The sequence below is a fragment of the Micromonospora sp. bgisy143 genome, assembly GCF_057708145.1.
This window is the reverse complement of record NZ_JBYIRN010000002.1, coordinates 20,918-45,651: the sequence shown is the minus strand read 5'-3', so window position 1 is coordinate 45,651 and position 24,734 is coordinate 20,918. Positions and strand designations below refer to the sequence as shown.

General features: G+C 72.7%; 23 protein-coding genes and 1 pseudogene. 15 read left to right on the top strand and 9 right to left on the bottom strand.

Translation table 11 applies throughout. The features are described 5' to 3' along the window. Positions 1-35 precede the first annotated feature (35 nt). Genes AC3EN4_RS03115 through AC3EN4_RS03105 form a run of 3 tightly spaced genes read left to right on the top strand, consistent with a single transcriptional unit; the run spans position 36 to position 1,677 of the window. Positions 36-551 carry an NUDIX hydrolase gene (locus AC3EN4_RS03115; RefSeq protein WP_435204847.1) on the top strand — a complete coding sequence of 172 codons (516 nt, stop codon included), beginning with the start codon at positions 36-38 and terminating at the stop codon, positions 549-551. After that, on the top strand, positions 545-1,357 hold the full coding sequence (locus tag AC3EN4_RS03110; RefSeq protein ID WP_435204430.1) for a ribonuclease HII: 813 nt from the start codon (positions 545-547) through the stop codon (positions 1,355-1,357). Before AC3EN4_RS03115 ends, AC3EN4_RS03110 begins: the two co-directional genes overlap by 7 nt. After that, on the top strand, positions 1,354-1,677 hold the full coding sequence (locus AC3EN4_RS03105; RefSeq protein ID WP_018218957.1) for a DUF2469 domain-containing protein: 324 nt from the start codon (positions 1,354-1,356) through the stop codon (positions 1,675-1,677). Before AC3EN4_RS03110 ends, AC3EN4_RS03105 begins: the two co-directional genes overlap by 4 nt. 46 nt (positions 1,678-1,723) lie before the next feature. Here the strand turns inward: AC3EN4_RS03105 and AC3EN4_RS03100 are convergent, their stop codons facing one another. Continuing rightward, positions 1,724-2,884: a sulfite oxidase gene (locus AC3EN4_RS03100; protein WP_435204429.1), complete on the bottom strand. Its 1,161-nt coding sequence runs from the start codon at positions 2,882-2,884 to the stop codon at positions 1,724-1,726. A gap of 128 nt (positions 2,885-3,012) precedes the next feature. Between AC3EN4_RS03100 and AC3EN4_RS03095 the strand changes: the two genes are divergently transcribed. Together AC3EN4_RS03095 and AC3EN4_RS03090 are read left to right on the top strand one after the other, a co-directional pair. Continuing rightward, complete coding sequence (locus AC3EN4_RS03095) at positions 3,013-3,459, top strand: DUF4240 domain-containing protein (RefSeq protein ID WP_435204428.1); 447 nt, start codon at positions 3,013-3,015, stop codon at positions 3,457-3,459. Positions 3,460-3,593: 134 nt separating this feature from the next. Next, positions 3,594-4,202, top strand: coding sequence for a M23 family metallopeptidase (locus tag AC3EN4_RS03090; protein WP_435204427.1), 609 nt, complete (start codon positions 3,594-3,596; stop codon positions 4,200-4,202). Between the two features lie 10 nt (positions 4,203-4,212). Here AC3EN4_RS03090 and AC3EN4_RS03085 read toward each other — a convergent pair whose 3' ends face one another. From AC3EN4_RS03085 to AC3EN4_RS03065, 5 genes are all read right to left on the bottom strand, one after another. Beyond that, positions 4,213-5,394: an aminotransferase class V-fold PLP-dependent enzyme gene (locus AC3EN4_RS03085; RefSeq protein ID WP_435204426.1), complete on the bottom strand. Its 1,182-nt coding sequence runs from the start codon at positions 5,392-5,394 to the stop codon at positions 4,213-4,215. A 44-nt stretch (positions 5,395-5,438) separates the two neighbouring features. Next, positions 5,439-6,572 carry a tyrosine recombinase XerC gene (locus AC3EN4_RS03080; protein WP_435204425.1) on the bottom strand — a complete coding sequence of 378 codons (1,134 nt, stop codon included), beginning with the start codon at positions 6,570-6,572 and terminating at the stop codon, positions 5,439-5,441. Positions 6,573-6,700: 128 nt separating this feature from the next. Continuing rightward, positions 6,701-7,897: a DNA-processing protein DprA gene (gene dprA / locus AC3EN4_RS03075; RefSeq protein WP_435204424.1), complete on the bottom strand. Its 1,197-nt coding sequence runs from the start codon at positions 7,895-7,897 to the stop codon at positions 6,701-6,703. After that, positions 7,894-9,414, bottom strand: a complete 1,521-nt coding sequence (locus AC3EN4_RS03070; protein WP_435204423.1) for a YifB family Mg chelatase-like AAA ATPase — start codon at positions 9,412-9,414, stop codon at positions 7,894-7,896. Before AC3EN4_RS03070 ends, dprA begins: the two co-directional genes overlap by 4 nt. Before the next feature lie 27 nt (positions 9,415-9,441). Then, the gene (locus tag AC3EN4_RS03065; RefSeq protein ID WP_435204422.1) at positions 9,442-9,801 is read right to left on the bottom strand and encodes a YraN family protein; all 360 of its coding nucleotides are present in this window, start codon (positions 9,799-9,801) and stop codon (positions 9,442-9,444) included. 990 nt (positions 9,802-10,791) lie between these two features. Between AC3EN4_RS03065 and AC3EN4_RS03060 the strand changes: the two are divergent. The 5 genes and pseudogenes from AC3EN4_RS03060 to frr form a co-directional block, all read left to right on the top strand. Beyond that, positions 10,792-11,406 (top strand): annotated as a pseudogene (locus tag AC3EN4_RS03060) (hypothetical protein); the annotation flags it as partial. A gap of 330 nt (positions 11,407-11,736) precedes the next feature. Continuing rightward, positions 11,737-12,594 carry a 30S ribosomal protein S2 gene (gene rpsB / locus AC3EN4_RS03055; RefSeq protein WP_422738784.1) on the top strand — a complete coding sequence of 286 codons (858 nt, stop codon included), beginning with the start codon at positions 11,737-11,739 and terminating at the stop codon, positions 12,592-12,594. A gap of 134 nt (positions 12,595-12,728) precedes the next feature. Continuing rightward, positions 12,729-13,556: a translation elongation factor Ts gene (gene tsf, locus AC3EN4_RS03050; protein WP_422738785.1), complete on the top strand. Its 828-nt coding sequence runs from the start codon at positions 12,729-12,731 to the stop codon at positions 13,554-13,556. A 162-nt stretch (positions 13,557-13,718) separates the two neighbouring features. Then, complete coding sequence (gene pyrH / locus AC3EN4_RS03045) at positions 13,719-14,486, top strand: UMP kinase (RefSeq protein ID WP_421474972.1); 768 nt, start codon at positions 13,719-13,721, stop codon at positions 14,484-14,486. A 55-nt stretch (positions 14,487-14,541) separates the two neighbouring features. Next, positions 14,542-15,099 carry a ribosome recycling factor gene (gene frr / locus AC3EN4_RS03040; RefSeq protein WP_121655235.1) on the top strand — a complete coding sequence of 186 codons (558 nt, stop codon included), beginning with the start codon at positions 14,542-14,544 and terminating at the stop codon, positions 15,097-15,099. An 82-nt stretch (positions 15,100-15,181) separates the two neighbouring features. Here the strand turns inward: frr and AC3EN4_RS03035 are convergent, their stop codons facing one another. After that, positions 15,182-15,625: a hypothetical protein gene (locus AC3EN4_RS03035; protein WP_435204421.1), complete on the bottom strand. Its 444-nt coding sequence runs from the start codon at positions 15,623-15,625 to the stop codon at positions 15,182-15,184. A 427-nt stretch (positions 15,626-16,052) separates the two neighbouring features. Here AC3EN4_RS03035 and AC3EN4_RS03030 point away from each other — a divergent pair, with 427 nt between their 5' ends. The 3 genes from AC3EN4_RS03030 (at position 16,053) to AC3EN4_RS03020 (ending at position 20,093) form a co-directional block, all read left to right on the top strand. Next, a complete protein-coding gene (locus AC3EN4_RS03030; RefSeq protein ID WP_435204420.1) occupies positions 16,053-17,540 on the top strand; it encodes a phosphatidate cytidylyltransferase in 1,488 nt (495 codons plus the stop codon). A 104-nt stretch (positions 17,541-17,644) separates the two neighbouring features. Continuing rightward, positions 17,645-18,802, top strand: a complete 1,158-nt coding sequence (rlmN, locus tag AC3EN4_RS03025) for a dual-specificity RNA methyltransferase RlmN (RefSeq protein WP_422738788.1) — start codon at positions 17,645-17,647, stop codon at positions 18,800-18,802. 31 nt (positions 18,803-18,833) lie between these two features. After that, the gene (locus tag AC3EN4_RS03020; RefSeq protein ID WP_435204419.1) at positions 18,834-20,093 is read left to right on the top strand and encodes a DivIVA domain-containing protein; all 1,260 of its coding nucleotides are present in this window, start codon (positions 18,834-18,836) and stop codon (positions 20,091-20,093) included. Between the two features lie 184 nt (positions 20,094-20,277). On the opposite strand, the gene AC3EN4_RS03015 is transcribed toward AC3EN4_RS03020, so the two are convergent. Further along, a complete protein-coding gene (locus tag AC3EN4_RS03015; RefSeq protein ID WP_422738790.1) occupies positions 20,278-20,502 on the bottom strand; it encodes a DUF2631 domain-containing protein in 225 nt (74 codons plus the stop codon). A gap of 197 nt (positions 20,503-20,699) precedes the next feature. On the opposite strand from AC3EN4_RS03015, the gene AC3EN4_RS03010 reads away from it, so the two are divergent. Together AC3EN4_RS03010 and AC3EN4_RS03005 are read left to right on the top strand one after the other, a co-directional pair. Next, positions 20,700-22,289 (top strand): Rieske 2Fe-2S domain-containing protein, encoded by a 1,590-nt coding sequence (locus tag AC3EN4_RS03010; RefSeq protein WP_435204418.1) that lies wholly within the window; start codon positions 20,700-20,702, stop codon positions 22,287-22,289. Positions 22,290-22,451: 162 nt separating this feature from the next. Then, positions 22,452-23,090: a TMEM175 family protein gene (locus tag AC3EN4_RS03005; protein ID WP_435204846.1), complete on the top strand. Its 639-nt coding sequence runs from the start codon at positions 22,452-22,454 to the stop codon at positions 23,088-23,090. Here AC3EN4_RS03005 and AC3EN4_RS03000 read toward each other — a convergent pair. Then, positions 23,085-24,680, bottom strand: coding sequence for a phytoene desaturase family protein (locus AC3EN4_RS03000; RefSeq protein WP_435204416.1), 1,596 nt, complete (start codon positions 24,678-24,680; stop codon positions 23,085-23,087). The two genes, AC3EN4_RS03005 and AC3EN4_RS03000, sit on opposite strands and share 6 nt — an antisense overlap. Between the last annotated feature and the right edge of the window lie 54 nt (positions 24,681-24,734).

The following is a 24,734-nucleotide window of genomic DNA, read 5'->3' as shown; positions in this document are numbered from 1 at the left end:
ATCGGCCGCCCGTCTGGCAGGCTGGTGCGGTGACCGTGAGGAGTGGGCTGACGAGCCCCACAGACGCGAACGGTGCCGACCGCGTCTACATCCCTCGACGCGCGGCGCGGGTGCTGCTGGTCGACGCGGCCGGTCGGATCCTGCTGTTCCACGGCTTCGACCCGGCCCGCCCGGAGCACCGCTACTGGTTCACCCCGGGCGGCGGGCTCGACGGGGGTGAGTCTCCGGCGTCCGGCGCGGTGCGGGAGCTGGCCGAGGAGACCGGGCTGCGGGTCGATCCGGCCGAGCTGGGTGAACCGGTCTGGTCCGACGCCACCGAGTTCCCGTTCGACGGCGACTGGTACCGCCAGGAGCAGGACTTCTTCCTGCTCCGCGTGCCGTCGTGCGACGTCGACACCGTCGGCTTCAACGACGTCGAGCAGCGCAGCATCGCCGGTCACCGCTGGTGGCGGCCCGCCGAGTTGGCCGCCAGCGGCGAGCGGTACTACCCACCCGAGCTGCCCGACCTGCTGGCCCGGCTGTTGCCGCCGGCTGCCGAGGCGTCGTGCTGACCCCGCCGCGTACCGTCGTTCGCCGGGAGGCCGGGCTCTACGCGCTGGAGCGGGCGTTGCAGCGGCGCGGTTTCCGCCACGTGGCCGGCGCCGACGAGGCCGGCCGGGGCGCCTGCGCCGGACCGCTGGTCGCCGCCGCGGCCGTACTCCCGGAGGGGCGGCGCGGCGAGATCGACGGGCTGGCCGACTCCAAGCTGCTCACCCCGGCCAGCCGGGAGCGGGTGTACGCCGAGGTCGTCGACCGTGCCCTGGCGTACGCCGTGGTGGTCATCCCCGCCGACGAGGTCGACGCCCGGGGGCTGCACGTCTGCAACCTGGCCGCGATGCGGCGGGCGCTCGCCTCGCTCACCACCCGACCGGAGTACGTGCTGACCGACGGCTTCGGCGTGGACGGCCTGGGCGTGCCGGGGCTGGCGGTGTGGAAGGGCGACCGGGTGGCCGCCTGCGTGGCGGCGGCGAGCGTGCTCGCCAAGGTCACCCGGGACCGGATCATGGTGGAGCTGGACGGGGTGTACCCGGCGTACGGCTTCGCCGAGCACAAGGGGTACATCACCCCGGAGCACAGCGCGGCGCTGCGCGAGCACGGACCGTGCCGGGAACACCGCTTCTCGTACGTCAACGTCGCCGCGGTCTCCGGCCGCGACGGCCGGCCACCGCGCGCACGGCGGCCCGTCGGCCCCGCCTCGGACGAGCCGATGGGGCACTCCCGGGCGTCAGGGGGTACCGTCGGCGTGGCGTTGGGCGAGCAGCCTCGGCCTTCGACGCCGGTGGGGGAAGATGTGGTCATGGAAGGCGGAGTGCGATGAGCGCGGAAGATCTCGAGAAGTACGAGACCGAGATGGAGCTACAGCTCTACCGGGAGTACCGCGACATTGTCCGCCAGTTCTCCTACGTGGTGGAGACCGAGCGCCGGTTCTACCTGGCCAACCAGGTCGACCTGCACGTGCGGAACTCCGACGGCGAGGTCTACTTCGAGGTCGAGATGCACGACGCCTGGGTGTGGGACATGTACCGTCCCGCCCGCTTCGTGAAGAACGTCCGAGTGATGACTTTCAAGGACGTCAACGTCGAAGAGCTGGAGAAGCCCGACATCTCCCTGCCCGCCGACTCCGGCTTCGGTAACTGACCGGGCCGTCGCGCCCCGGGCCCCCCACCCGCGGCTGACCCACCGGTCACTCGGTCGGTACGACGACCTCGACGCGCTGCACCAGATTGTTCGCGAAACCGCCCCGGTTCCACGGCTGCTCGACCGGCTGGGTCCGCCCGGACGCGTCGGTCGCCCGCGCGCTGAGCACGTACCGGCCCGGCGTCGCCGTCCACTCGTACCGCCACCGCCGCCAGGCGAACTCCCCGCCCGTCACCGGGTCCAGCTCGGCCGGCCCCCAGCTCGCCCCGCCGTCGACGCTCACCTCCACGGCCACCACCGGCGCGTGTCCCGACCAGGCCCGACCGTCCACCGTGCACGGTCCCGGCCGGAGCACCCGGCGGCGCGTCATGAAGTCGGGGAAGCCCGGTGGGCGGACCAGCGCACGCGGCTCGATCCGGGTGACCGGCTCGCCCGGGTCGTCCGCGTCGCGGCGCAGCCGGTACGCCACCGCGTTCTGGTAGCCGTCGAACGCGGTGGTCCGCACCTCGATCGAGCGCAGCCACTTGACGTGTGCCATGCCGTACCAGCCCGGCACGATCAGCCGCAGCGGTGCGCCGTGCTGCGGGAGCAGGGGAGCGCCGTTCATCTCGTACGCCAGCAGCACCTCCTCGCGCAGCGCGTCGGCCACCGGCAGCGATCGCTGGTAGTCCTGCTCGACCCCTCGCTCGACGCCGTGGTCGGCGCCGGTGAAGACCACGTCCACCGCGTCCGTCCCCAGGCCCGCCTCGCGCAGCAGCGGAGCGAGGGGGGTGCCCGTCCATTCGGCGTTGCCGACCGCCTCGACCAGCCACGGCTGACTCACCGGCCGGGGGTGCAGCAGGGCCCGACCGTTGCCGGCGCACTCCAGGGTGACCCGGTGGGTGACCCGGGGCCGCTCCCGCAGTTCGGCCAGGCCGACGGTCAACGGCCGGTCGACCGCGCCGCCGACGGTGAGCGTGTGCGCCGCCGGGTCCAGCTCCGGGATGTCGTAGTGGATCAGCAGGTAGTGCAGCCCGGCGGGAGTGACGTCGTAGCGCAGCGCCTCCAGCGGCAGGCCGTGGTTGCGGGCCGCCAACTGCAACTCGTCGGCACTGATCGCCTCGTCGGGTTCGGCGAGCCGGGACGGGCCGCTCACGTCGGCCACCGTCGGGCCGGAACCCTCGGCGTCGTCCGCGCGGGACGTCGTCCGATCGTCAAGAGTGGTCATGCGGGCCTCCCCGGTACAGACGGCGGCACCCGCCGTACGCTGCCCAGCCTAGGCCTTGCGCCTGCGCCGGAGAACGGACACCAGAATTGGCGTCAGTCCGGCCGTACCGATGACAGGGTGAGGATTTGATGCTTGCCGATGACGAATTCTGGCGGCTCGTTGCGGTGCTGGGCGGCCAGCCCGAAGTCCAGGACGACCGGCCGTACGAGCGGTTGACCTCCATGCTGTCGGACGAGCCGGTGGAGCGCATCATCGACTTTGCCGAGACGCTCGCATTCAAGCTCTATCAGTTGGACCGTCGGGTGCTCGCTCAGGCGGTCCCACCGGGCGCTGATCAACTGACTGAGGACGGCTTCCTGTACGCGCGCTGCGCGGTGGTGGTGGCGGGGCCTGCGGCATTCGATGCTGTGCTCGCCGATCCGGCGGCGTTCGCCCGCTTCACGACCGTCGAGGCCGCGCACGCGGATTCGATCCTCGACGTCCCGTCGAACGCCTATCAGAAGGTGACCGGAGAGGAATGGGACCACGTCGAGGAGTACGACTACGAGACCGGCTCCAACGAAGAGTGGTGGTGACCTGACCCGCATCTCCTCAGCGCGGCATAGCAGATCATCGACTCCTCCGGGTGGTCGTCCACAGGGCTGCCCGTTGTCCACAGCTTCGGTGGCCGGGCTGGCGGACGACCCGGCCCCGGCCCGAGGCTGCCGGAATGCGATCGCCCTCCACCACCCGTCTCGGCTCTATCCGCCGTACCGTGCTGCTCTGCGCTGCGTTCCCCCTCGCTCTGATCGCGCAGCTCTGCGGTCTGGCGGTGCTTGTCGCCTCGGTACCCGGCCAGCCACCGACGTCGACCGTGCCGATCGCGTTTCAGGCTTCCGCTCCCGCGCCCGCTCCCGCCGAGCGCTTCCGTTGGCCCCTCGACGGCCCGCCGCGACTCGTGCGCCGGTTCGACCCGCCACCCCAGCCATGGCTGGCCGGGCACCGGGGCGTCGACCTGGCCGCCCCGGCCGGGGCTGTGGTCCGCAGCGCCGGGTCCGGCACGGTGCTCTTCGCGGGGCTGGTCGCCGGTCGACCGGTGGTCACCGTGGGCCACGCCGACGGCCTGCGGACCACCTACGAACCGGTCCAACCGGCGGTACGCCCCGGTCAGGCGGTCGCCGCCGGCGCGCCGCTGGGCGAGCTGCTGCCCGGCCACCCGGGTTGTCCGGCGGACGCGTGCCTGCACTGGGGCCTGCGGCGCGGCGAGGAGTACCTCGATCCGCTGGCCCTGCTCGGCCTCGGACCCGTGCGCCTGCTACCGGTGCGCCGGCCGGGGTGAGCGGGTGAGGTCAGCGCTGGGCGAGCAGCGCCGGCAGCCGTACGGCCAGCCGCTCGTACTCGCCGGCCGTGTTGTAGACCTGACCGGTGAGCCGCAGCCACCCCTGGCCGTTCCAGCTCATCACCGCCACCTCGGCGGCGAGCCGCTCGCCGATGCGCGTCTGCAACGCCCGCGCCGCCTCGATCGTGGCGGCCGTGCCGGCCGGCAGCGGAATGAGCCGCAGCGCGACCCCCGGTCCGCCCGGGTCGGGCAGCCGGGCGGGGGGCACCGCCAGCGCGTCCCCCACCACCCGTTGGCCGTACGCGGCGAGCGCGGCGTTGTGCTCCCGCACCCGGTCGACACCGAGGCTGCGCAGCGTGAACAGGCCGGCGGGGGCGGCCAGCCACGAGGTGTAGTCGAGAGTCGCCTGCCATTCGACCCGGGCCGGGAAGCCGGTTTCCTGCTCCCACGACACCACCAGCGGCTCGATCCGCTCGCGCCACTGCGGGGCGACCGCCAGCAGGGCGGTGCCGCGCGGCGCGTACCCCCACTTGTGCAGGTTGCCGGCCCAGAAGTCCGCGCCGATGCTGGCGACCGTGGTGGCGAGCATGCCGGGGGCGTGCGCGGCGTCCACCAGGACCGGCACCCCGCTCTCGTGGGCCACCTGCACGATGGCGGCGGTCGGGAAGAGCTTGGCGGTGGCGGAGGTGAGCTGGTCGACGACGAGCAGCCGGGTCCGTCCCGGGCGCAGGCCGGCCCGGATGGTCTGCACGATCTGTTCGTCGCCGGCGTCCAGCGGGATCGGCAGGACCCGGCTGACCGCGCCGGTGCGGCGGCACTCCCGCGCGATGGCCAGACTCACCGCCCCGTACCCGTGGTCGGTGTTGAGCACCTCGTCACCGGGGCGCAGGCCCACCGACTGGAGCACCACGGCGACGCCGGTGGTGGTGTTGCCGACCAGCGCGCTGCCGTCGGGATCCGCGCCGAGGAACCCGGCGAGGTGCCGCCGGGTGTGCCCGATCCGGTCGACGAGCCCCTGGGTGAAGAAGCGCAGCGGGTTGCTCTCCATCTCGTCGCGCAGCCGCTGCTGGGCGCGCTGCACGCCGATCGGCACCGCGCCGAACGAGCCGTGGTTGAGGTGGCTGACCGCCGGATCCAGGGAGAAGAGCAGGCGGGCGCCCGGAATCGGCTCGGGAGGCTGCGGGACGCTCACCGGATGATCGTAACCGCCGGCCGATCCGGCCTCCCCGCCCTTGATCAGGCGCGGGGATGCGCCTGGCGGTAGGCGGCGCGTAACCGTTCCACCGAGACGTGCGTGTAGATCTGCGTGCTGGCCAGCGACGAGTGCCCGAGCAACTCCTGCACGGCGCGCAGGTCGGCGCCGCCCTCCAGCAGGTGGGTGGCGGCGGAGTGGCGCAGCCCGTGGGGGCTCGTCCGGGGCAGACCGGCAGCCTCGGCGTACCCGCCGACGATCTGCCGCGCCGTGGTCGGGTTGAGCCGACCGCCGCGCGCCCCGAGCAGCAGCGCGTCACCCGAGTGGGGGGCGGTCAGCGCGGGTCGGCCCCGGCGCAGCCACTCGTCGAGCGCCCGCTGCGCCGGCACGCCGTAGGGCACCGAACGCTCGCGGCGGCCCTTGCCGAACACCCGGATCACCCGACGACCGTGGTCAACGTCCGCGACGTCCAACCCACACGCCTCGCTGACCCGTACGCCGGTGGCGTAGAGCAGTTCCAGCAGCGCCCGATCGCGCAGCGCCACCGCCGCGTCGGTCGCCCCGTCCGTCGCGGGCTCCCCGCTCGGCGCGGAATCCGTCGTGGCCGTGCCGTCCGCGGGTGATCCTGTCGCCGGCGTGCCGTCCGTGGGCGATCCTGTCGTGGCCGTGCCGTCTGGGGGTGATCCTGTCGCGGGCGTGCCGTCTGCGGGTGATCCTGTCGCGGGCCTGCCGTGGATGGTCGTCGGGTGTCGGGTCGGTGCCTCCAGCAGCGCGGCGGCCTGGTCGGCGCGCAGCACACCGGGCAACTCCCGGTGCGCGCGCGGGCTGGCCAGCGCGGCCCCCACGTCGGCGGGGAGCAGCCCGGCGCGGTGTGCCCACGCGCCGAACGCCCGCGCCGAGGCGGCCCTGCGGGCCAGCGACGTACGGGCGGCGCCGGTGGTCCGCTGCCGCGCCAGCCAACTCCGCAGCACCGACAGGTCGACCTCGCCCAGGCCCCGGCAACCCATCCGCACCGCGTGGTCGAGCAACGCGACCACGTCGGTGACGTACGCGCGGACCGTGTGCGCCGACCGGTTGCGGACCTGGGCGAGATGCTCGGCGAAGTCGTCGACCGCGTCGCGCAGCGCCGGTGGCAGCTCCTGGTGGGTGGCCCGGGTGCCCCGGGCGGACCGGCTCACGACCGCGCGACCGATCGTGGCGTCCCGGATGCGGTGCGCCGGGCGGCGTGCGCACCCTCGCTGGCAGCAGGCACGGCACCAGCGTACGGCCGAAGGCGGTGCTCCGCCGGCCACGTCGGCGTCCGCGTCTACCGGCGATCGGTCGGGCCCTTTGGTTTGCCGACCGGGGCGAGGGCGTAGCCGTCGTCGCGTCGTACCACCATGGACAGTTCCTCGAGCAGTGCCAGTTTGCGCAGCGCGGTCCGCACGTCCAGGCCGGCGCGGGCGGCGAGAGCGTCCACACCCCGTGCGCCCCGGCGGGGCAACGCCTCCAGCACCGAGCGGGCGTCGTCGTCCAGATCGTCGGTCGGCCGCTGCGGACCACGGGCAAGCGGGGCCAGGTCCGCGCCGATCCGGCCCACCTCCTCGAGCACGTGCGCGACGCCGGTGACCAGCCGGACCTTGGGGTGCTCGCGCAGCAACTCGTGCGCACCGACGGACATCGCCGAGGTCACCGGCCCGGGCACCACCATGGCCACCCGGCCGGTGTGGATGGCACGCCGGGCGGTCTGCGTCGCTCCGCTGCGCGCCGACGCCTCCACCACGACGGTGCCCAGCGTGCCGCCGGCGATCACCCGGTTGCGGATCAGGAACCGCGGCCGCAGCGGCTCGGCGCCGGGCGGCCACTCGCTGACCAGCAGCCCGGTGTCGGCGATCCGGTCGAAGAGGGCGGTGTTGCCCATCGGGTAGGGCCGGTCCACCCCGCAGGCGAGCACCGCGACGGTGAGTCCTTCGGCGCTGAGGGCGCCCCGGTGGGCGGCGGCGTCGATCCCGAACGCGCCACCGGAGACGACCGTCCAGTCCCGCTCGGCCAGCCCGTACCCGAGGTCGGTGGCCACATGCTGGCCGTAGGCGGTGGCGGCCCGCGCGCCCACCACGGCCACCGAGCGGTCCAGCGCCTCGCCGAGCGGCCACCCGCCGCGTACCCAGAAGCACAGCGGTGGCGCGGTCTCCACGTCCACCCGGCGGGTCAGGTCCGGTAGCCGCAGGGTGCCGAGGTCGGCGACCCGGGCCGGCCACTCGTCGTCGTCCGGGGTGACCAGACGCGCGCCGAGCCGATCGGCCCGGTCCAGGGCCTCGGCCGCCACCGAGCGGGCATCACCGGCCGACATCCGGGCGGCCACGGCGGCGGCCAGCTGCCGGTCGGGGCTGCCGCCGTCCAGCAGCAGATCCAACGTGGCCACCGGCCCCGACCGCTTGACCAGTTCGTGCACCACGCGGGTGCCGGGCTCGGCCAGCCAGGTCAGCGCCACCCGGGCCAGCCTGCTCTCCTCGTCGGCGCTCATGCCGCCTCTCCTGTCCGTAGCTGGGTCGCCTCACGTACGTCCTCACGGTCGGGTCGGTCCCGGCCGTCCAGGTCCGCGATGGTCCAGGCCATCCGGATCACCCGGTCGAAGCCGCGCGCCGACAGTGAGCCGGAGTCGAGCCGGGCGCGCAGCTCGGCGGTGACCGACGCCGGTAGCCGCCACGGCGGGCGGCGCAGGAGCGGGCCGTCCACCTCGGCGTTGAGCCGCCGGCCGAGGCTGGCCCAGCGGATGGCCGCCGCGCCACGAGCCGCCGCGACCCGGGCGGCGACGGTGGCCGATGACTCGACGTCGGCTCCGGACGCCATCAGCTCCGCCGCCCGTACCGGCATCAGCCGCACCTGCACGTCGATCCGGTCGAGCAGCGGCCCCGAGAGCCGGCCCAGGTAGCGGCGGCGGGCCAGCGGCGAGCACTCGCAGTACGCGTCACCGGACGGTTTCGCGCACGGACACGGGTTGGCGGCCAGCACCAGTTGGGTCCGGGCCGGGTACTCGGTGCCGCCACCGCTGCGGCTGAGCTGGATGCGGCCGTGCTCCAAGGGCTGGCGCAGCGCCTCCAACGCGCCCTTGCTGAACTCGGGCGCCTCGTCGAGGAAGAGCACCCCGCGGTGGGCGAGCGACACCGCGCCGGGGCGGGCCAGCCCCGAACCGCCGCCGACAAGGGACGGAACGGTCGCCGTGTGGTGCGGCGCCTGGAACGGCGGACGGCGCAGCAGCCGACCACCCGGCGGCAGCAGTCCGGCGACCGAGTGCAGGGCGGTCACCTCCAGCGCCGCGTCGTCGTCCAGCTCGGGCAGGAGCGACGGCAGCCGCTCGGCCAACATCGTCTTGCCAGCGCCCGGCGGACCGAGCAGCGCGAGGTGGTGCCCGCCCGCCGCGGCGATCTCCAGCGCCCGCCGGCCCACCTGCTGCCCCGCCACCTCGGCGAGATCCGGTCCGCCGACGACCGGTGCCGGGGCGTCCGGTGGTGGTTCGAGCAGCGGACTGCCGTCACGGACGAAGGTGACCAGCCGGTGCAACGTGTCCACCGCCCGCACCCGTACGCCCGGGATGACCGCGGCCTCGGCGGCGTTGCCGGTGGGCACGATGACGCGTTCGATGCCGGCCCGGGCCGCCGCGGCGACCATCGGCAGCACGCCACGTACCGGCCGGACCGTCCCGTCCAGGCCCAGCTCGCCGAGGACCACCACGCCCTCCAGCGGCAGCAGCGGCAGCTCACCGGAGCCGCCCAGCAGCGCGGCGGCGATGGCCAGGTCGAACGCCGAGCCGAACTTCGGCAGCGTCGCGGGGAGCAGGTTCAGCGTGATGCGCCGGTTCGGCCACCGTTGGCCGGAGTTGACCACGGCGGCCCGGACCCGGTCGCGGGCCTCGTGCAGGGCGGTGTCCGGCAGACCGGAGATCACCACCGCGGGTAGGCCGGCGGCCAGGTCCGCCTCGACCTCGACCAGTTGACCGGTGACGCCGACCAACCCCACGCAGAGCACCTTCGCGTAGCTCATGACGCGTCACCCGTGCGGCGGCCCATCTCAGAACGCGCCCTTGACGTGGTCGACCAGCGCGGGTCCGGAGTCGGGCAGGCGTACCGACAGCACGTCGAACCGCACCTCGTCGGCGCTCGTACCGGTCTCGGCGAGCCAGCGCGCGGCGAGCCCCCGCAGGCGGCGGGCCTTGGCCGGTACGACTGCCTCGGCCGGCGTGCCGAAGACGTCGCCCCGACGCGTCTTCACCTCGCAGAACGCGAGCACCGGACCGTCCCAGGCGATGATGTCGATCTCTCCCTCCGGGCAGCGCCAGTTCCGGACGATCGGGCGGAGTCCCGCCTCGCTCAGATGCCGGGCGGCGCACCGCTCGCCGTACGCGCCGACCGCCTGGTTCCGCTTCGTCATGGCCGCGACGGTGCCCGTGGCGGTACGAGCGCCGCGACCCCGCGAGGGCTTGCCTGTGGATGACGGTCGCTCTGTGGACGACCGGACGATCAAGCCGGTGCTGTGCTACGGCGAGAACGGCGCTGATCGACTCCGGATCGGCGAAGTGGGGGTGTCCTGGGGGTCGGATGCCCCCACTTCGGCGACCCGGAGTCGATCAACAGGGCCGGGCCGAAATGACGCGGGGATGGGCCGTCGCATACGGTGCCTGACGTGGACGGACGACGGAGCTTTCCGGAAGATCAGGAGCCGCGCTGGTACCCCGACGAGCGGGGGCACGGGTACGGCGAGCCCGAGTGGCGCGGTACGGGTGAACCGCGGTACCGCGACGGCGAGATCCCCGAGCAGCGTGGCGTCGAGGACGCCCGCTCCGTCGAGGACACCGGCATCGGCCGACGCCGGGAGCCGGACCCGGTCCGCTTCGGCGGCGCGCCGGAGGCGGACCCGATCCGCTTCGGCGGCGCACCCGAGCCCGACTCCGCCCGGCTGAGCGCGCTCGACGCGACCCGCTTCGGCGGTGCGCCAGAGGCGGACTCCGGCCGGCTGAGTGCGCTGGACGCGGCCCGTTTCGGTGGCGCGTCGGAGCCGGACTCCGCCCGGCTGAGCGCGCTGGACGCGGCCCGTTTCGGCGGTGCGCCGGAGGCGGACTCCGGGCGCTTCGGTGCCGTCGAGGCCCAGTCGGGGCGGTTCGCCACCACCGAAGCCGGTTCCGGGCGGTTCGGCGCGGTCGACCCGCTGGGTGAGGTTCGTACGGACGCGGACGGATACCGGGCGACCCGCTCCCGCCGGGCGGATCGGGATCCCTCGGAGATCTCCGGGGAACTGCCCGGCCGCCGGGCTGCCCGGGACCCGCTGGCCACGAGCGCGCCGGACGCCACCCGGGACGCCGTGCCGGCCGCGGGCCACACCGCGCCGGCGGACGCCGCCCCGGCAGCCGCTCTGCTCACCGGACAGACCAGAACCGCCGAGCCGGGCCAGACCAGAACCGCGGAGCCGGGCCAGCCCAGAACCGCGGAGCCGGGCCAGCCCAGAGCCGCCGAGCCGGGCCTGCCCGCTGCCTTCGCCGACCCGGGTCAGCCCACTCCGTTCGCCGAGCAGACCCGGCCCGCGCCGCTCGCCGGCTACCCGATCGTCGAACCGAACCGGGGCGGCGGCACCGACCAGCCGCACCCGCTGGAGATGCCCACCGGCCCGATGCCGGGCATCGGCCCCCGCCCCGATCTGCCGGTGGGCGATGCGCCGGCGTACTCCGCTGCGCCGGACGGCGTCTACCGGACCCGCCGCCCGGCGTTGGCGGTCCTCTTCGCCCTGCTGGCGTTGGTCTTCGAGATCCCCGCGCTGCGGGTGTTGCTGGCGGGCGTGACCGGCGACCCGGTGAACGCCGGGAACGTCGTCGCGGGTATCTGCCTGGTCGCCGGGCTGCCGATCTTCGCAGTGGGGCTGTACGGGCTCAGAACGGGCGGACTGGCGCTGTCCGACAACGGTCGGGGCTGGTTGCGCCCGCCGACGGCGTACCTGACGGTCGGCCTCGTGCTCTTCGTCGCCGCGGCGCTCGCGGCCGGCTGATCCGCCGCCGGCCCTGGCACGGCGGATGATCCACGCGACAACCAGGAAATAGTGGCCTCCGGTGACGCGGAAGCCACTATTTCCCGGAAGTAGCGCGATCTTGTCCGGCGGCGCGGCACCCCGGCACGCCGAAACCGGGAAGGGGCGTACACTGGCCAACTGGCGACCGCCTTGCGCGGTCGACCTCGCGCGCCCTCTCCACGAATCGTCGTGGGGCGACGGCCTCCCTGGTCCCGATCTTGGTCGGGCCCGCATGGCCGCCGACCGGGCGCCAGGATGCCCGGCCGCCGGCCGGGCGGAACAACCAGGGATGCAAGGAGTACCCACACCATGGCCGTCGTGACCATGCGTCAGCTGCTGGAGAGCGGTGTCCACTTCGGGCACCAGACCCGGCGCTGGAACCCGAAGATGAAGCGCTTCATCTTCACCGAGCGCAACGGTATCTACATCATCGACCTGCGCCAGACCCTCGACTACATCGAGAAGGCGTACGAGTTCGTGCGTGGGACCGTCGCGGAGGGTGGCAGCATCCTCTTCGTCGGTACCAAGAAGCAGGCCCAGGAGGCCATCGCCGAGCAGGCGACCCGGGTCGGTCAGCCGTACGTGAACCACCGCTGGCTCGGTGGCATGCTGACCAACTTCCAGACGGTGTACAAGCGGCTCCAGCGGATGAAGGAGCTGGAGGCCCTTGGTGACCTGAGCGGCACCGCCGCCGGTTACACCAAGAAGGAGACCCTGCAGCTCTCCCGCGAGAAGATCAAGCTGACCCGCACCCTTGGTGGTCTGCGGGACATGCAGAAGCTGCCGGCCGCCGTCTGGATCGTCGACACCAAGAAGGAGCACATCGCCGTCGACGAGGCCCGCAAGCTGGGCATCCCGGTGATCGCCGTCCTCGACACCAACTGCGACCCGGACGAGGTCGACTTCCCGATCCCGGGCAACGACGACGCCATCCGCTCGGCCGAGCTGCTGACCAAGGTCGTCGCCGCCGCCGTCGCGGACGGTCTGATCGCCCGTTCGGGCCGTCGTCGGGGCACCGACGAGAAGCCGGAGGCTGGTGTCGCCACCGACGAGCCGCTGGCCGAGTGGGAGCGCGAGCTGCTGGAGGAGCCGAAGAAGGCCGACGAGTCGGCCCCGGCCGAGCAGCCCGCCGCCACCGAGCAGCCGGCGGCCGCCGCCGCGGAGTGACCGCACCGTCGCCGCCCCGCCGTCCGTTTTCACGAACGGCGGGCGGCGACGGTACGCCGGGCACGTTCCGCCCGAATCCGGGTAACCGGCACCTCTGACCATCCACACGCCGACTCAACACCGAAGAGAGAGCCATGTCCCAAATCACCGCCGCGGACGTCAAGAAGCTCCGCGACCTCACCGGCGCCGGCATGATGGACAGCAAGAAGGCGCTGACCGAGGCCGAGGGCGACTTCGACAAGGCCGTCGAGATCCTGCGCGTCAAGGGCGCGAAGGACGTCGGCAAGCGGGCTGGCCGTACGGCCGCCAACGGTCTGGTCGCCCACTCCGGCAAGGCGCTGCTCGAGCTCAACTGCGAGACCGACTTCGTCGCCAAGACGGAGTCGTTCATCGCGCTGGCCCAGCAGCTGGTCGAGCACGGCGAGCGTTCCGGTGTGAGCAACGCCGAGGAGCTGCTCGCCACCGAGCTGGACGGCAAGGTCGTCGCGGACCTGATCCAGGAGCAGTCCGCCAAGATCGGCGAGAAGCTGGTGCTCAACCGGTTCGCCAAGGTCGACGGCACCACCGCGGTCTACCTGCACCGCAAGGCCCAGGACCTGCCGCCGGCCGTCGGCGTGCTGGTGTCGTACACCGGCAAGAGCGACGAGGCGGGCGACGCCGACGCCCGTGGCGTCGCGATGCAGATCGCGGCCATGCGGCCGAAGTACCTGACCCGCGACGAGGTTCCGGCCGACGTCGTGGAGTCCGAGCGGCGTATCGCCGAGCAGACCGCCCGCGAGGAGAACAAGCCCGAGGCGGCGCTGCCGAAGATCGTCGAGGGTCGGGTGAACGCCTTCTTCAAGGACTACGTCCTCGTCGAGCAGGCGTCGGTGGCCGACAACAAGAAGTCCGTGAAGCAGGTGCTGGCCGAGGCCGGCATCGAGGTCACCCGCTTCGTGCGGTTCGAGGTCGGCCAGGCCTGAGCCGCGACCGGGCGCCGCGCGCGCCCGTGAGCGCAAGACGTCGAACGAGGAGGCCGCCGGTGTACGTGACAGGCACCGCGGCCTCCTCGTCACATAGGGTCGGCAGCGGCAGGTTCGCGGTAACGCGTCGCCCGGGGCGTGCGCGTGGGGAAGGCGGGGCGGATGACGCAGGTTGTGAGTGACCGGACGCTGGCGATGGACGATCCGACGGCGCCGCCGCCCGGACGGGCCCGCCGGGTGGTGCTGAAGCTCTCCGGTGAGGTGTTCGGTGGTGGCGCGATCGGCGTCGACCCGGACGTCGTGCAGGCCATCGCCCGCCAGATCGCCACCGTGGTCCGCCGCGGTGTGCAGGTCTCGGTGGTGGTCGGTGGGGGCAACTTCTTCCGGGGCGCGGAGTTGCAGAAGCGTGGGATGGATCGCGCGCGCGCCGACTACATGGGCATGCTCGGCACCGTGATGAACTGCCTCGCGTTGCAGGACTTCCTGGAGAAGGAGGGCATCGAGACCCGGGTGCAGAGCGCCATCACGATGGCCCAGGTCGCCGAGCCGTACATCCCGCTGCGGGCGATCCGGCACCTGGAGAAGGGCCGCGTGGTCATCTTCGGCGCCGGCGCCGGTATGCCGTACTTCTCGACCGACACGGTGGCCGCCCAGCGCGCGCTGGAGATCCGTGCCGACGTGGTGCTCATGAGCAAGAACGGTGTGGACGGCGTCTACACCGCCGACCCTCGGGTCGACCCCACCGCCAGCAAGCTCGACTCGATCACCTTCTCCGAGGTGCTGCGCCGCAACCTCCGGGTGGCCGACGCGGCCGCGTTCAGCCTCTGCATGGAGAACGGCCTGCCGATGCTGGTCTTCGGCGCGCAGGGTGACGACACCATCATCCGCGCGGTAGGTGGCGACAAGATCGGCACCCTGATCACCGCTTGAGCCTGACGACTTTCAGCAGAGCCCACGACGAGCACAGAAGGAGGCGAGGAGACCGGTGATCGACGACACCCTCCTCGAGGCCGAGGAGAAGATGGAGCGTGCGGTTGAGCACGCCAAGGAGGAGTTCGGCGCCATCCGCACCGGTCGCGCCAACCCCGCCATGTTCTCCAAGATCATCATTGACTACTACGGCACGCCGACGCCGCTGACCCAGATGGCGTCCGTCGCGATCCCCGAGCCGCGCATGGCCATCATCAAGCCGTACGACAACTCGCAGATCAACGCGATGGAGAAGGCGATCCGCGACTCGGACCTCGGGGTGAACCCGAACAACGAGGGCAACCAGCTGCGCATCCTGCTCCCGCAGATGACCGAGGAGCGCCGCCGCGACATGATCAAGGTGGCCCGGCACAAGGGCGAGGAGGCCAAGGTGGCCATCCGTAACGTCCGCCGCCGCGGCAAGGAGGAGCTGGACCGGATCGTCAAGGACGGCGAGGCCGGCGAGGACGACGGTCGCCGCGCCGAGAAGGAACTCGACGATCTGACGCAGCGCTACGTCGCCAGCATCGACGACCTGGTCAAGCACAAGGAGACCGAGCTGCTGGAGGTCTGAGACCCCACCCGGCGTCCGCCGGGCGAACAGCCGATGCGAGGCCCGCCCCCGATCCGGGGACGGGCCTCGCGCCGTCTGGGCGTCAGCAGGGGATCCGGACGGTACGGGTCGTCTCGGTCAGGGTCGTTCCCACGTACGCGTCGTGCAGCTCGAAGCGCACGGTGGCCCGACCCGGATGCAGTACCGGGTCCGCCCGGTAGAAGCCCATCGAGATGCTGGCGGTGCCGCCGTCGCAGACGATCTCGCCGGCGCCGAGGGCACCGGTGGCCCAGTAGGTCGGCAGGCCGTCCTGGGTCAGGGACGCCGACAGGAAGTACACGCCGGTCGGGCAGTTGCGCACCTCCCCCCGGGCGGTGGCGGCCGGGAACGCCGGCCCGGTGCCGTCGGGACTCCCGTCGTACAGGTAGATCTCGCTGGTGCGGTGGTCGATCCTGATGCTGGCGTTCGGTGTCGCCGCGATGGCCGGTGAGGCCGCCGTCAGGACGAGGGCGGCCATCGTCAGCACTGCCAGGCTGATTCTGCGCACGAACGTTCCTTCCCCGCTGCTCTGGTAGACACCGCCGGCGGACGCCGGCACACGGACAGCCGACCACCGACGGGTGGTGCGAGTCATCCCCTGTTCGCCCGGATGCACGGTCGGATAGGCGTCGATGCGCCTGGGCGGGCGGGGTTGCGCAGGCCGCCGTGCGCCCGCTGCCGTCGTGGCGGCACGGCGACCCACCGGGCCTCGCGCACCGTGCCCCCGGAGGGGCCGGGCGGTCACTGGCGCCATCGTCCGCCTCGCCCCGGCGGCGGGTGCAGTAGGCTCGGCAGGATTCCGGGCCACCGGGCGGTGCGCACCGGGAATCGACCGACCGCCGGGGCGGTCGAGCCGGAGGAACACAGTCGCGCTTGTAGGGGATGCTCGTGGTCTTGCGTCATGTGGTGGCACTCGCGCTCCGACACGGTGCGTGATGTCCCGCCCCGACCCCTACGGAGGCGAGCCGCGCGGCTGGGATCGGCCGGAGCGTCCGGCCGCCCTGCCCTGGCCCGAGCAGGAGCTGGAGGCCGGCCAGTGGAGCCGCCATCCGGCCGCCGGGCCTGAGCGGTACGCCGAGCCGCGCGCCCGGGCGTACGCCGAGCCGCAGGTCCCGTACGACGAGCGTGGCCGGGCCGTCCGTCCGGACGAACGGGACCGTTACGACGACGGTGACCGTTTTGACGAGCGAGGTCGTTACGGTGACCGCCCGCCGACCGGTGACGCCCCGCCGCGCTACGACGTCCGCGACGCCGGCCCGCGCTACGACGAGCGCGACGCTCCACCGCGCTTCGACGAGCGCGACGAGCCCCGGTACGACGCCCGCGACGCCGGCCCGCGCTTCGACGACCGAAACGCTCCGCCCCGCTACGACGACCACGACGACCCCCGCTACGACGACCGGGACGGGCCCCGGTACGACCACCCGGACGTTCCGCCGCGCTTCGACGACGATGCCGGTTACCCGACCGCGCAGCTCGCGCCGATCGGTGCCGAGATCCTGCCGGACGACGACCCGGTGACCGACCCGGAGCCGCCGGTGGGCCGGCGGCCGAAGGGACGCCGACGGGCCAGCGTCGACCGACCGCCCACCCAGCAGGTGGGCACCGGACGGGCCGGCCGCAACCTGCCGGCGGCGATCGGTGTCGGCCTCGCCCTGGGCGCGCTGATCGTGGTGCCGTTGGCCGTCTACCCGCCGGCGTTCCTGCCGGTGATCGCCGCCGCGGTCGCCATCGGTATCTGGGAGATGGCCCGGGCGGTGCGTCGCAGCGGCGCTCACCCACCGCTGGTGCCGCTGCTCGCCGGTGGTGTCCTGACCGTGGGTCTGGCCTGGTTCGCCGGCCCGGACGCGCTCAGCCTCGGGCTGTTGGTGACGGTGCTCGGCACGATGATCTGGCGGTTGGGTGACGGCCCGGCCGGCTTCCAGCGGGATCTGACCGCCGCCACCCTGATCGCCGTCTACGTGCCGTTCCTCGCCGGTTTCGCGGCGTTGCTGGCGGCGGCTCCCGACGACGGTCGGCTGCGCATCCTGGCCACGTTGATCGCGGTGGTCCTCTCCGACACCGGCGGGTACGCGGCCGGCGTCTCCTTCGGCCGGCATCCGATGGCCCCGTCCATCAGCCCGAAGAAGTCCTGGGAGGGCTTCGCCGGCTCGGTCACCGCGGCGGCGCTGGGCAGTGCCCTGCTGCTGTGGCTGATGTTCGACCTGGCCCCCTGGTGGGGTGCCCTGTTCGGGGTGGCCGTCTCCGGCGCGGCGGTCCTCGGCGACCTGGCCGAGTCGATGATCAAGCGGGACCTCGGGATCAAGGACATGAGCAACCTGCTCCCGGGGCACGGTGGCCTGATGGACCGGCTGGACTCGATCCTGTTCGCGGTGCCGACCGCGTACCTGTTGCTGGTGATCTTCGTGCCGGTGGCGGGGTGAGGCATGCGTCACCATGGCCGGAGCGCTGCGGACCGACGCCGGGGGCCGGTTCGACGCCTCCGGACGGGTGCCCGACGCCTGCGGCGTGACACACTGGACCGGCCATGACGAGTCTGCCGCTGATCCCCGCCATCTCGGACGCCCCCACCGCACGCCGGGCCTCCATGCCACCGCAACATCTGGCTGACCTGGACCTGGCCGGCCGCCAGGCGCTGGTCGCCGGGCTGGGTGAGCCCGCCTTCCGTGCGAAGCAGATCTCCAACCACTACTTCGGGCGGCTGGTGCGCGACCCGCAGGAGATGACCGATCTGCCGGCCGCGACGCGCGAGCGGCTCGCCGACCAACTGCTTCCGAAGCTGCTCAGCCCGGTGCGCGAGTTGGCCTGCGACGACGGCGCGACCCGCAAGGCGCTGTGGAAGCTGCACGACGGCGCGTTGGTGGAGAGCGTGCTGATGGGTTACCCGGACCGGGTCACGGTCTGCATCTCCAGCCAGGCGGGCTGCGGCATGGCCTGTCCGTTCTGCGCCACCGGCCAGGCCGGGCTGACCCGCAACCTGTCCACGGCCGAGATCGTCGACCAGGCGGTCTACCTGGCCGGGGTGGCGGCCTCCGGCGCGGTCGCCGGCTCACCGCCGAGGCTGTCGCACGTCGTCTTCATGGGCATGGGCGAGCCGCTGGCGAACTACAACCGGGTCATCGCGGCGATCCGTCGGCTGGTCAGCCCGGCCCCGGAAGGGCTCGGTCTGTCCCAGCGGCACATCACCGTTTCCACGGTCGGCCTGGTTCCGGCCATCCGCCGACTGGCCAGCGAAGACCTCTCTGTGACCCTTGCGTTGTCGTTGCACGCGCCCGATGATGATCTGCGCGACGAACTCGTGCCGGTAAACCAGCGCTGGAAGGTAGCCGAGGTGCTGGACGCAGCGTGGGACTATGCCGCCCGGACGGGCCGTCGCGTGTCCATCGAGTACGCAATGATCAAAGACGTGAACGACCAGCCGTGGCGAGCTGACCTGCTCGGGCGGCTGTTGGCCGGCAAGTTGGCGCATGTGAACCTCATCCCGCTCAATCCGACCCCGGGCAGCCGCTGGGACGCGAGCCCGAAGCCGGTCGAGCGGGAGTTCGTCCGGCGCTTGCGCGACGCGGGAGTCTCCACCACCGTACGGGACACCCGGGGTCGCGAGATCGACGGCGCGTGTGGCCAGCTCGCCGCCGCCGAAGACACCGACACCTTCACCGACCGCGCCGGAGAGGCACCGGCGTGACCGGGCGTGGCGAACGACACCAGGAGACATAGTGGCGAGTCAGGGTCAGCGTTTCCGGCGCAAGGCGGTTCGCCGGGGATACAAGGTCGACGAGGTGGACGCCTTCCTCGACCGGGTCGAGGCGACGCTCGACGGCCGGCAGGTCGGTGCGCCGGTCGCCTCCCAGGAGGTCCACGACGTCGTCTTCCGAGTCCGGTTCAACGGCTACGACGAGTGGCAGGTCGACCTGCACCTGGACCGGGTCGAGCGGCAGCTGGCCGAGTTGGAGGAGCGCAACAGCGCCGGGCGCGGCGGCGATCCTCGGATGGGTGACCGGATGGGCCCGCCGGACCGGATGGGTCCGCCGATGCGCGACGACCGTGGCGGCATGGTTCCGCAGCCGATGCCTCCCCGGCCGATGCCCGCCCAGGCCGGTCCGCCGGCCGACCGCTACGGCCGGTACGACGAGCCCACCGGCGCCTTCGCGGGCGGGTACGACGCCCCCCGTGGTGGCTACGACGCGCAGCGCGGGCCCGGCCCCGGCGGTCCCGGCCCCGGCCCCGGCGGTCCCGGCCCCGGCCCGGGTGGTCCCGGCCCGATGGGCCCCGGCGGCCCGATGGGCGGGCACGGCCTGCCGCCGCGCGGTCTGCCGGCCGGTCCGGGTGGCTACGGCCCGCCGGAGGACCAGCGGATGCCCGGTGGCTACGGTCCGCCGGATGACCAGCGCATGCCCGGTGACCAGCGGATGCCCGGTGGCTACGGTCCGCCGGACGACCAGCGGATGCCCGGCGGGTACGGCCCGCCGGACGGTCCGCGGGCGCCCGGTGGCTACCCGCCGCCGCAGGACGAGCCCCGCTTCGACGGCTTCGAGGCCGGCCGGCGTGCCCGCGCCGACATGACCGCCGAGATCCGGATGCCCGAACGTGACCTGCGTGACCTGCGGCGCGGCCCGGCCGGTCCGCCCCCGATGCCGCAGCAGGGCATCGGTGGTCCGCCGATGGCCGGCCCGCCCGCCGTCGCCGGCCCGCCGATGGGTGGCCCGCCGATGGCCGGTCCGCCCGGCAGCGACCTGTACCGGGTCGACCAGATCCGCCGCCGTTTCCAGGTACGTCGGTTCGGCAGCGGGTACGACCCGGACCAGGTGGACCAGTTCTTCGAGTCCCTGCTGGGTGGCATGCAGCGTCGCAACCCGATGCCGGTCGACCCGAAGGACCTGGACACGCTCCGGTTCGGTCTGGTGCCCGGCGGCTACTTCGAGGCCGAGGTCGACGCGGCGCTCAAGGACGTGCAGGACATCCTGTTCGGGCGCTGACCCGGACGCGGACACGAACGAGGGCCCGTCCCCCGAGTGGGGACGGGCCCTCGGCGTCTGCTGGTCGGTCGCCCGAAGGCCGGTCGAGCCGGTCGCCCGAAGGCCGGTCGAGCCGGTCGTCCGAAGGCCGGTCGAGCCGGTCGTCCGAAGGCCGGTCGAGCCGGTCGCCCGGCGGCCGGTCGGGTCAGGAGCGCAGCCCGTTGCGCCGCAGCACGGCATCGCCGATCACGATGACCAGCAGCAGCGCGGCGAGGCCGATCAGCCAGATCTCCTCGACCCTGCCTTCGTGGTTGCCGCAGAACGCCATGACGACCAGCGCCAGCGCGGACAGCACGGCGCCGATGCGCCCCGACTTGCGGTGCCCGGGCTTGTGCTGGTCCGGCGACGTTACCGGCTCGCTTCCTGCCACTGTCGGTCCTTCCCTCGCGATCGGATCTTTGGTTAGTCTGGCACGCCTCCTGCCCGGGGCGGTGCGGTGGGGGTTTCCCGGCCGTACGACCCGGCCGCCCAGGCCGGACGGCACTACGGGCGTCGCGGGGTGGCGGTCAGACTCCCTCCGGTAGCGTTTGGCGTACACCTGATTGTCTGTTTGAGGGGGACTGTGCGGTGCGAGTGACCGGAACCGGGCACGCCAGCATGCGGATCGACACGGCCGCGGGCAGCATCCTGTGCGACCCGTGGGTCAATCCGGCCTACTTCGCCTCGTGGTTTCCCTTCCCGGACAATTCCCTGCTCGACTGGGAGACCCTGGGTCAGGTCGACTACCTGTACGTCTCCCACCTGCACCGGGACCACTTCGACGCGAAGCACCTGCGCGACTACATCTCGAAGGACGCCACCGTCCTGCTGCCCGAGTTCCCCACCTCCGAGATGGAGGACGAGTTCCGGGCGCTGGGCTTCACCAAGTTCCTGAAGGCGCCGAACGAGCAGGTCGTGGAGCTGCCCGGCGGCCTGAAGATCATGATCCAGGCGTTGACCAGCCCGACCGACGGCCCGATCGGCGACTCCTCGCTCTGGGTCGAGTACGACGGGGTGCGGCTGCTGAACCAGAACGACGCCCGCCCCACCGACCTGAGCGTCTTCGCCGAGCTGGGGCACGTGCACGCGCACCTGCTGCAGTTCTCCGGGGCCATCTGGTACCCGATGGTCTACGAGCTGCCGCAGGCGGCGAAGACCGCGTTCGGCAAGCAGAAGCGGGACCGGCAGTTCGACCGGACCTGGCGGTACATCGACGACCTGAAGGCCGATCACGTCTTCCCGATCGCCGGGCCGCCGTGCTTCCTCGACGACGAGCTGTGGCAGTTCAACGACATCTTCGGCGACGAGGGCAACATCTTCCCCGACCAGTCGGTCTTCCTGTCCGAGTACGCCAAGGTCGGCGGTACCAACGGGATCGTGCTGCTGCCGGGCAGCGTCGCCGAGGTCACCACCGAGGGCGCGAGCACGACCCACCCGGTGCCGGTCGAGGAGTTCTTCGCCAACAAGGTCGCCCACCTGGAGGAGATGCGGGAGCGCAAGCGCCCGATCATCGAGGCGGAGAAGGCGTCCTGGCGGCACCCCGAGGTCGACGTGCTCGGCGAGATGAAGCGCCGGATCGAGCCGCTGCTCGACGAGTCGATCTACCTGGCCAAGGGGGTCGGTGGTCCGGTCCGCTTCGACCTGGTCGGCACCGACGGCTCAGGCGGGGAGACCGTCGAGTCGATCGTGGTGGACTTCCCGGGCAAGGAGGTCCGGCCGTACGCGGACGAGAAGGTCCGCTACCGGTTCCGGACCGAGCGGTCGCTGATCGAGCACCTGCTCTTCATCGACGAGGTGGACTGGGTCAACTCGCTCTTCCTGTCCTGCCGGTTCTCGGCGGCCCGGATCGGCCAGTACAACGAGTTCGTCTACGCGTTCTTCAAGTGCCTCTCCGAGGAGCGTCTCCAGTACGCCGAGGGCTGGTACGACGAGCACGAGCGCACCACCGACGCCGAGGACATCACGCTTGGCGACTGGGTGGTGCAGCGCCGCTGCCCGCACCTCAAGGCGGATCTGACCCGGTTCGGCATCGTCGAGGGTGATCAGCTCACCTGCCAGCTGCACGGCTGGCGCTTCGACCTGCCCTCCGGCCGCTGCCTAACGAGCGTCGGCCACAAGGTCCGCGCCCACCGCGTAGACGCGGAAACCCCGGCCCCGGCGGGAGAAGTCCTGAGCTGACCCGCCCCGCGATCTTGCACTTTCTGCGGGTGCAAAGCGCCGCAATCGCCCCGAAACGGCAACCGAAAGTGCAAGATCGCGGAAGGGGTGCGCGACGAGAGCGGGGCGGGCGTGGCGGGGGCGGACGCGCGGAAGGGTTACCGGTACGGGCGCGGTCGGGAGATGGCCCGGGACGCGGCGCGGGTCGAGACGTTCAGCGACGGGGTCTTCGGGGTCGTCCTGACGGTGATGGCCGTCGAACTGCTTCAGACCGGCCCGGCCCGGGAGGGCGGGAGGGAGCTTCCCGCTGCCCTCGCCCATGCCTGGCCGTCCTACCTGGCGTACGTGATCACTTTCGGGATCGCCGGTCAGGTCTGGATCGCCCACCACAACATCTGGCGGTACGTGGCCCGGGTCGACCAGCTGCTGCTGGTGTTCAACCTGCTCGTGCTGCTCTTCATCGCCACCATCCCGTTCACCGCCGACCTGTTGTCCGACAACCTGCGGGGCAGCGCCACCGAGCAACGGCTGACCGCCGCGCTCTACCTCGGCACCGTGCTCGGTGAGGCGATCTTCGTGAACCTGAGCTGGTGGTGGGCCCGCCGGGCCGGGCTGCTGCACGCCGACCTGGATCCCCGGCTGGCCCGGGCGATCGCCCGGCGGATCCTGCTGAAGCCCGTGTTCTACCTGCTCGCCTTCGCCACGGTCTTCGTCGACCCGATCCTGAGTCTCTGCGCGTACCTCCTGTTGGTCGCCTTCTACCTCATCGGTGGCCCGGGCGACCTGCGGCCGTACGCACACCGGCCCGAGGGGGCCTCATGAACGCAGGTCGGCGAGGATCCGGCGGGCCGCGTTGTGGCCGGCGGCGCCGATCACGCTGCCGGCCGGGTGGCAGCCGGCGCTGCCCGCGTACACGCCGTCGACGCCGGTGGCGTACGGCATCCGGTCGGTGAACGAGACGGTGTTGTCCACATGGTGGATGTGCCCGCCGCTGATGCCGAAGTGCGCCTCGATGCCGGGCGGCGGAAGCGGCACCGCGTCGGCGATCAGGTCGGCGGTGCCGGGGGCGTACCGCTCGACGATCTCGACGAGCCGGTCGACGTAGCCGGGCAGTTCCGCGTCCCAGGTGGTGCCGGCCAGCTCGTAGGGGACCGACTGGACGAAGAGCGCCGACGAGTGGTGCCCGGCGGCGTCGGAGAGCGACGGGTCGACGGTGGTGTGCAGGTACCACTCGATGGTCGGCTCGGCCGGCAGCCGCCCGGCCCGCACGTCCGCCCACATCGCCCGCAGCGCGGTCATCGGCGAGGTGGCGTCCCCGCCGACCAGCGACGCGGAGCCGGGCAGCAGGTGGATGGTCGACCCGAACGGGCTCGGCGCGTCGGCCGGCAGGCAGGAGAAGCGGGGGAGGCCGCTGAGCGCCAGGTTGAGCTTGAGGGTGGTGCCGGGCCGGCGGACCGCCGCCATCCGCTCGCCGAGTCGCGCGGGGAGCGCGCCGTCGGGCAACAGCTCCATCAGGGTGTACGGGTCACACGCGCCCAGCACCACCCGCGCCGCGACCTGCCGGCCGTCGGCGAGTACGACGCCACTGGCCGCGCCGCCGTCGAGGGTCACCGCGCGCACCGGCGTACCCGTGGCGATGGTGGCCCCGGCGGCGCGTGCGGCGTCGGCGAACGTCCGCGAGACGGTGCCCATCCCGCCCTCGGCGATCATCCAGGTGCCGCCCGAGCCGGGTAGCCGGCACATGTTGTGCACCAGGAAGTTGTGGCCCGTCCCGGGGTCGTCCGGGCCGGCGTTGAGGCCGGAGAGGCCGTCGGTGACCGCGTACATGCTGACCAGCAGTTCGGAGCGGAACTCGAAGCGGGCCAGGTAGTCGGCGACCGACCCGCGGACCAGGTCGACGAAGACCTGCTGCAGCGCCGGGCGGACGTGCCGCTCGGCGGTCTCCTCGACGGTCAGCGGCTCGGCCAGCCAGGCGGGGGCGAGGTCCTCGCGCAGCGCGGCCAGTTCGGCCTGCATGGCGTCGTCGGCTGCCACGTCGGCGGGGGAGAAGAACGCGGTGAGCTGCGCCCGGGTGGCGGCGGTGTCACTGCCGAAGAGCAGGTACGGCGAGCCGAGGCCACCCGGGGTGGGCAGGAAGTAGTGCGGGTCGCGGCGCAGCACGGGGATGCGGACGTCGAGGGTGGCGAGCAGTTCCGGTGGCATCAGCCCGAGCAGGTACGAGCCGGTGGAGTGGCGCAGCCCCGGCACCTTGGGGAAGGGGTTCTCGGTGCGGGTCGCGCCCCCGATCACGTCGGCCGCCTCTAGCACGAGGACGTCCAAACCGGCGCGCGCCAGCAGAACCGCGGAGACCAGACCGTTGTGCCCGGCGCCGACGACGACAACGTCCACCCGAGCCGGAATCTCACCACTCATGCCGCCGCAGCCTAGTCCCACCACCGCCCTCTGTGACCCGGTGATCAAGAGGTT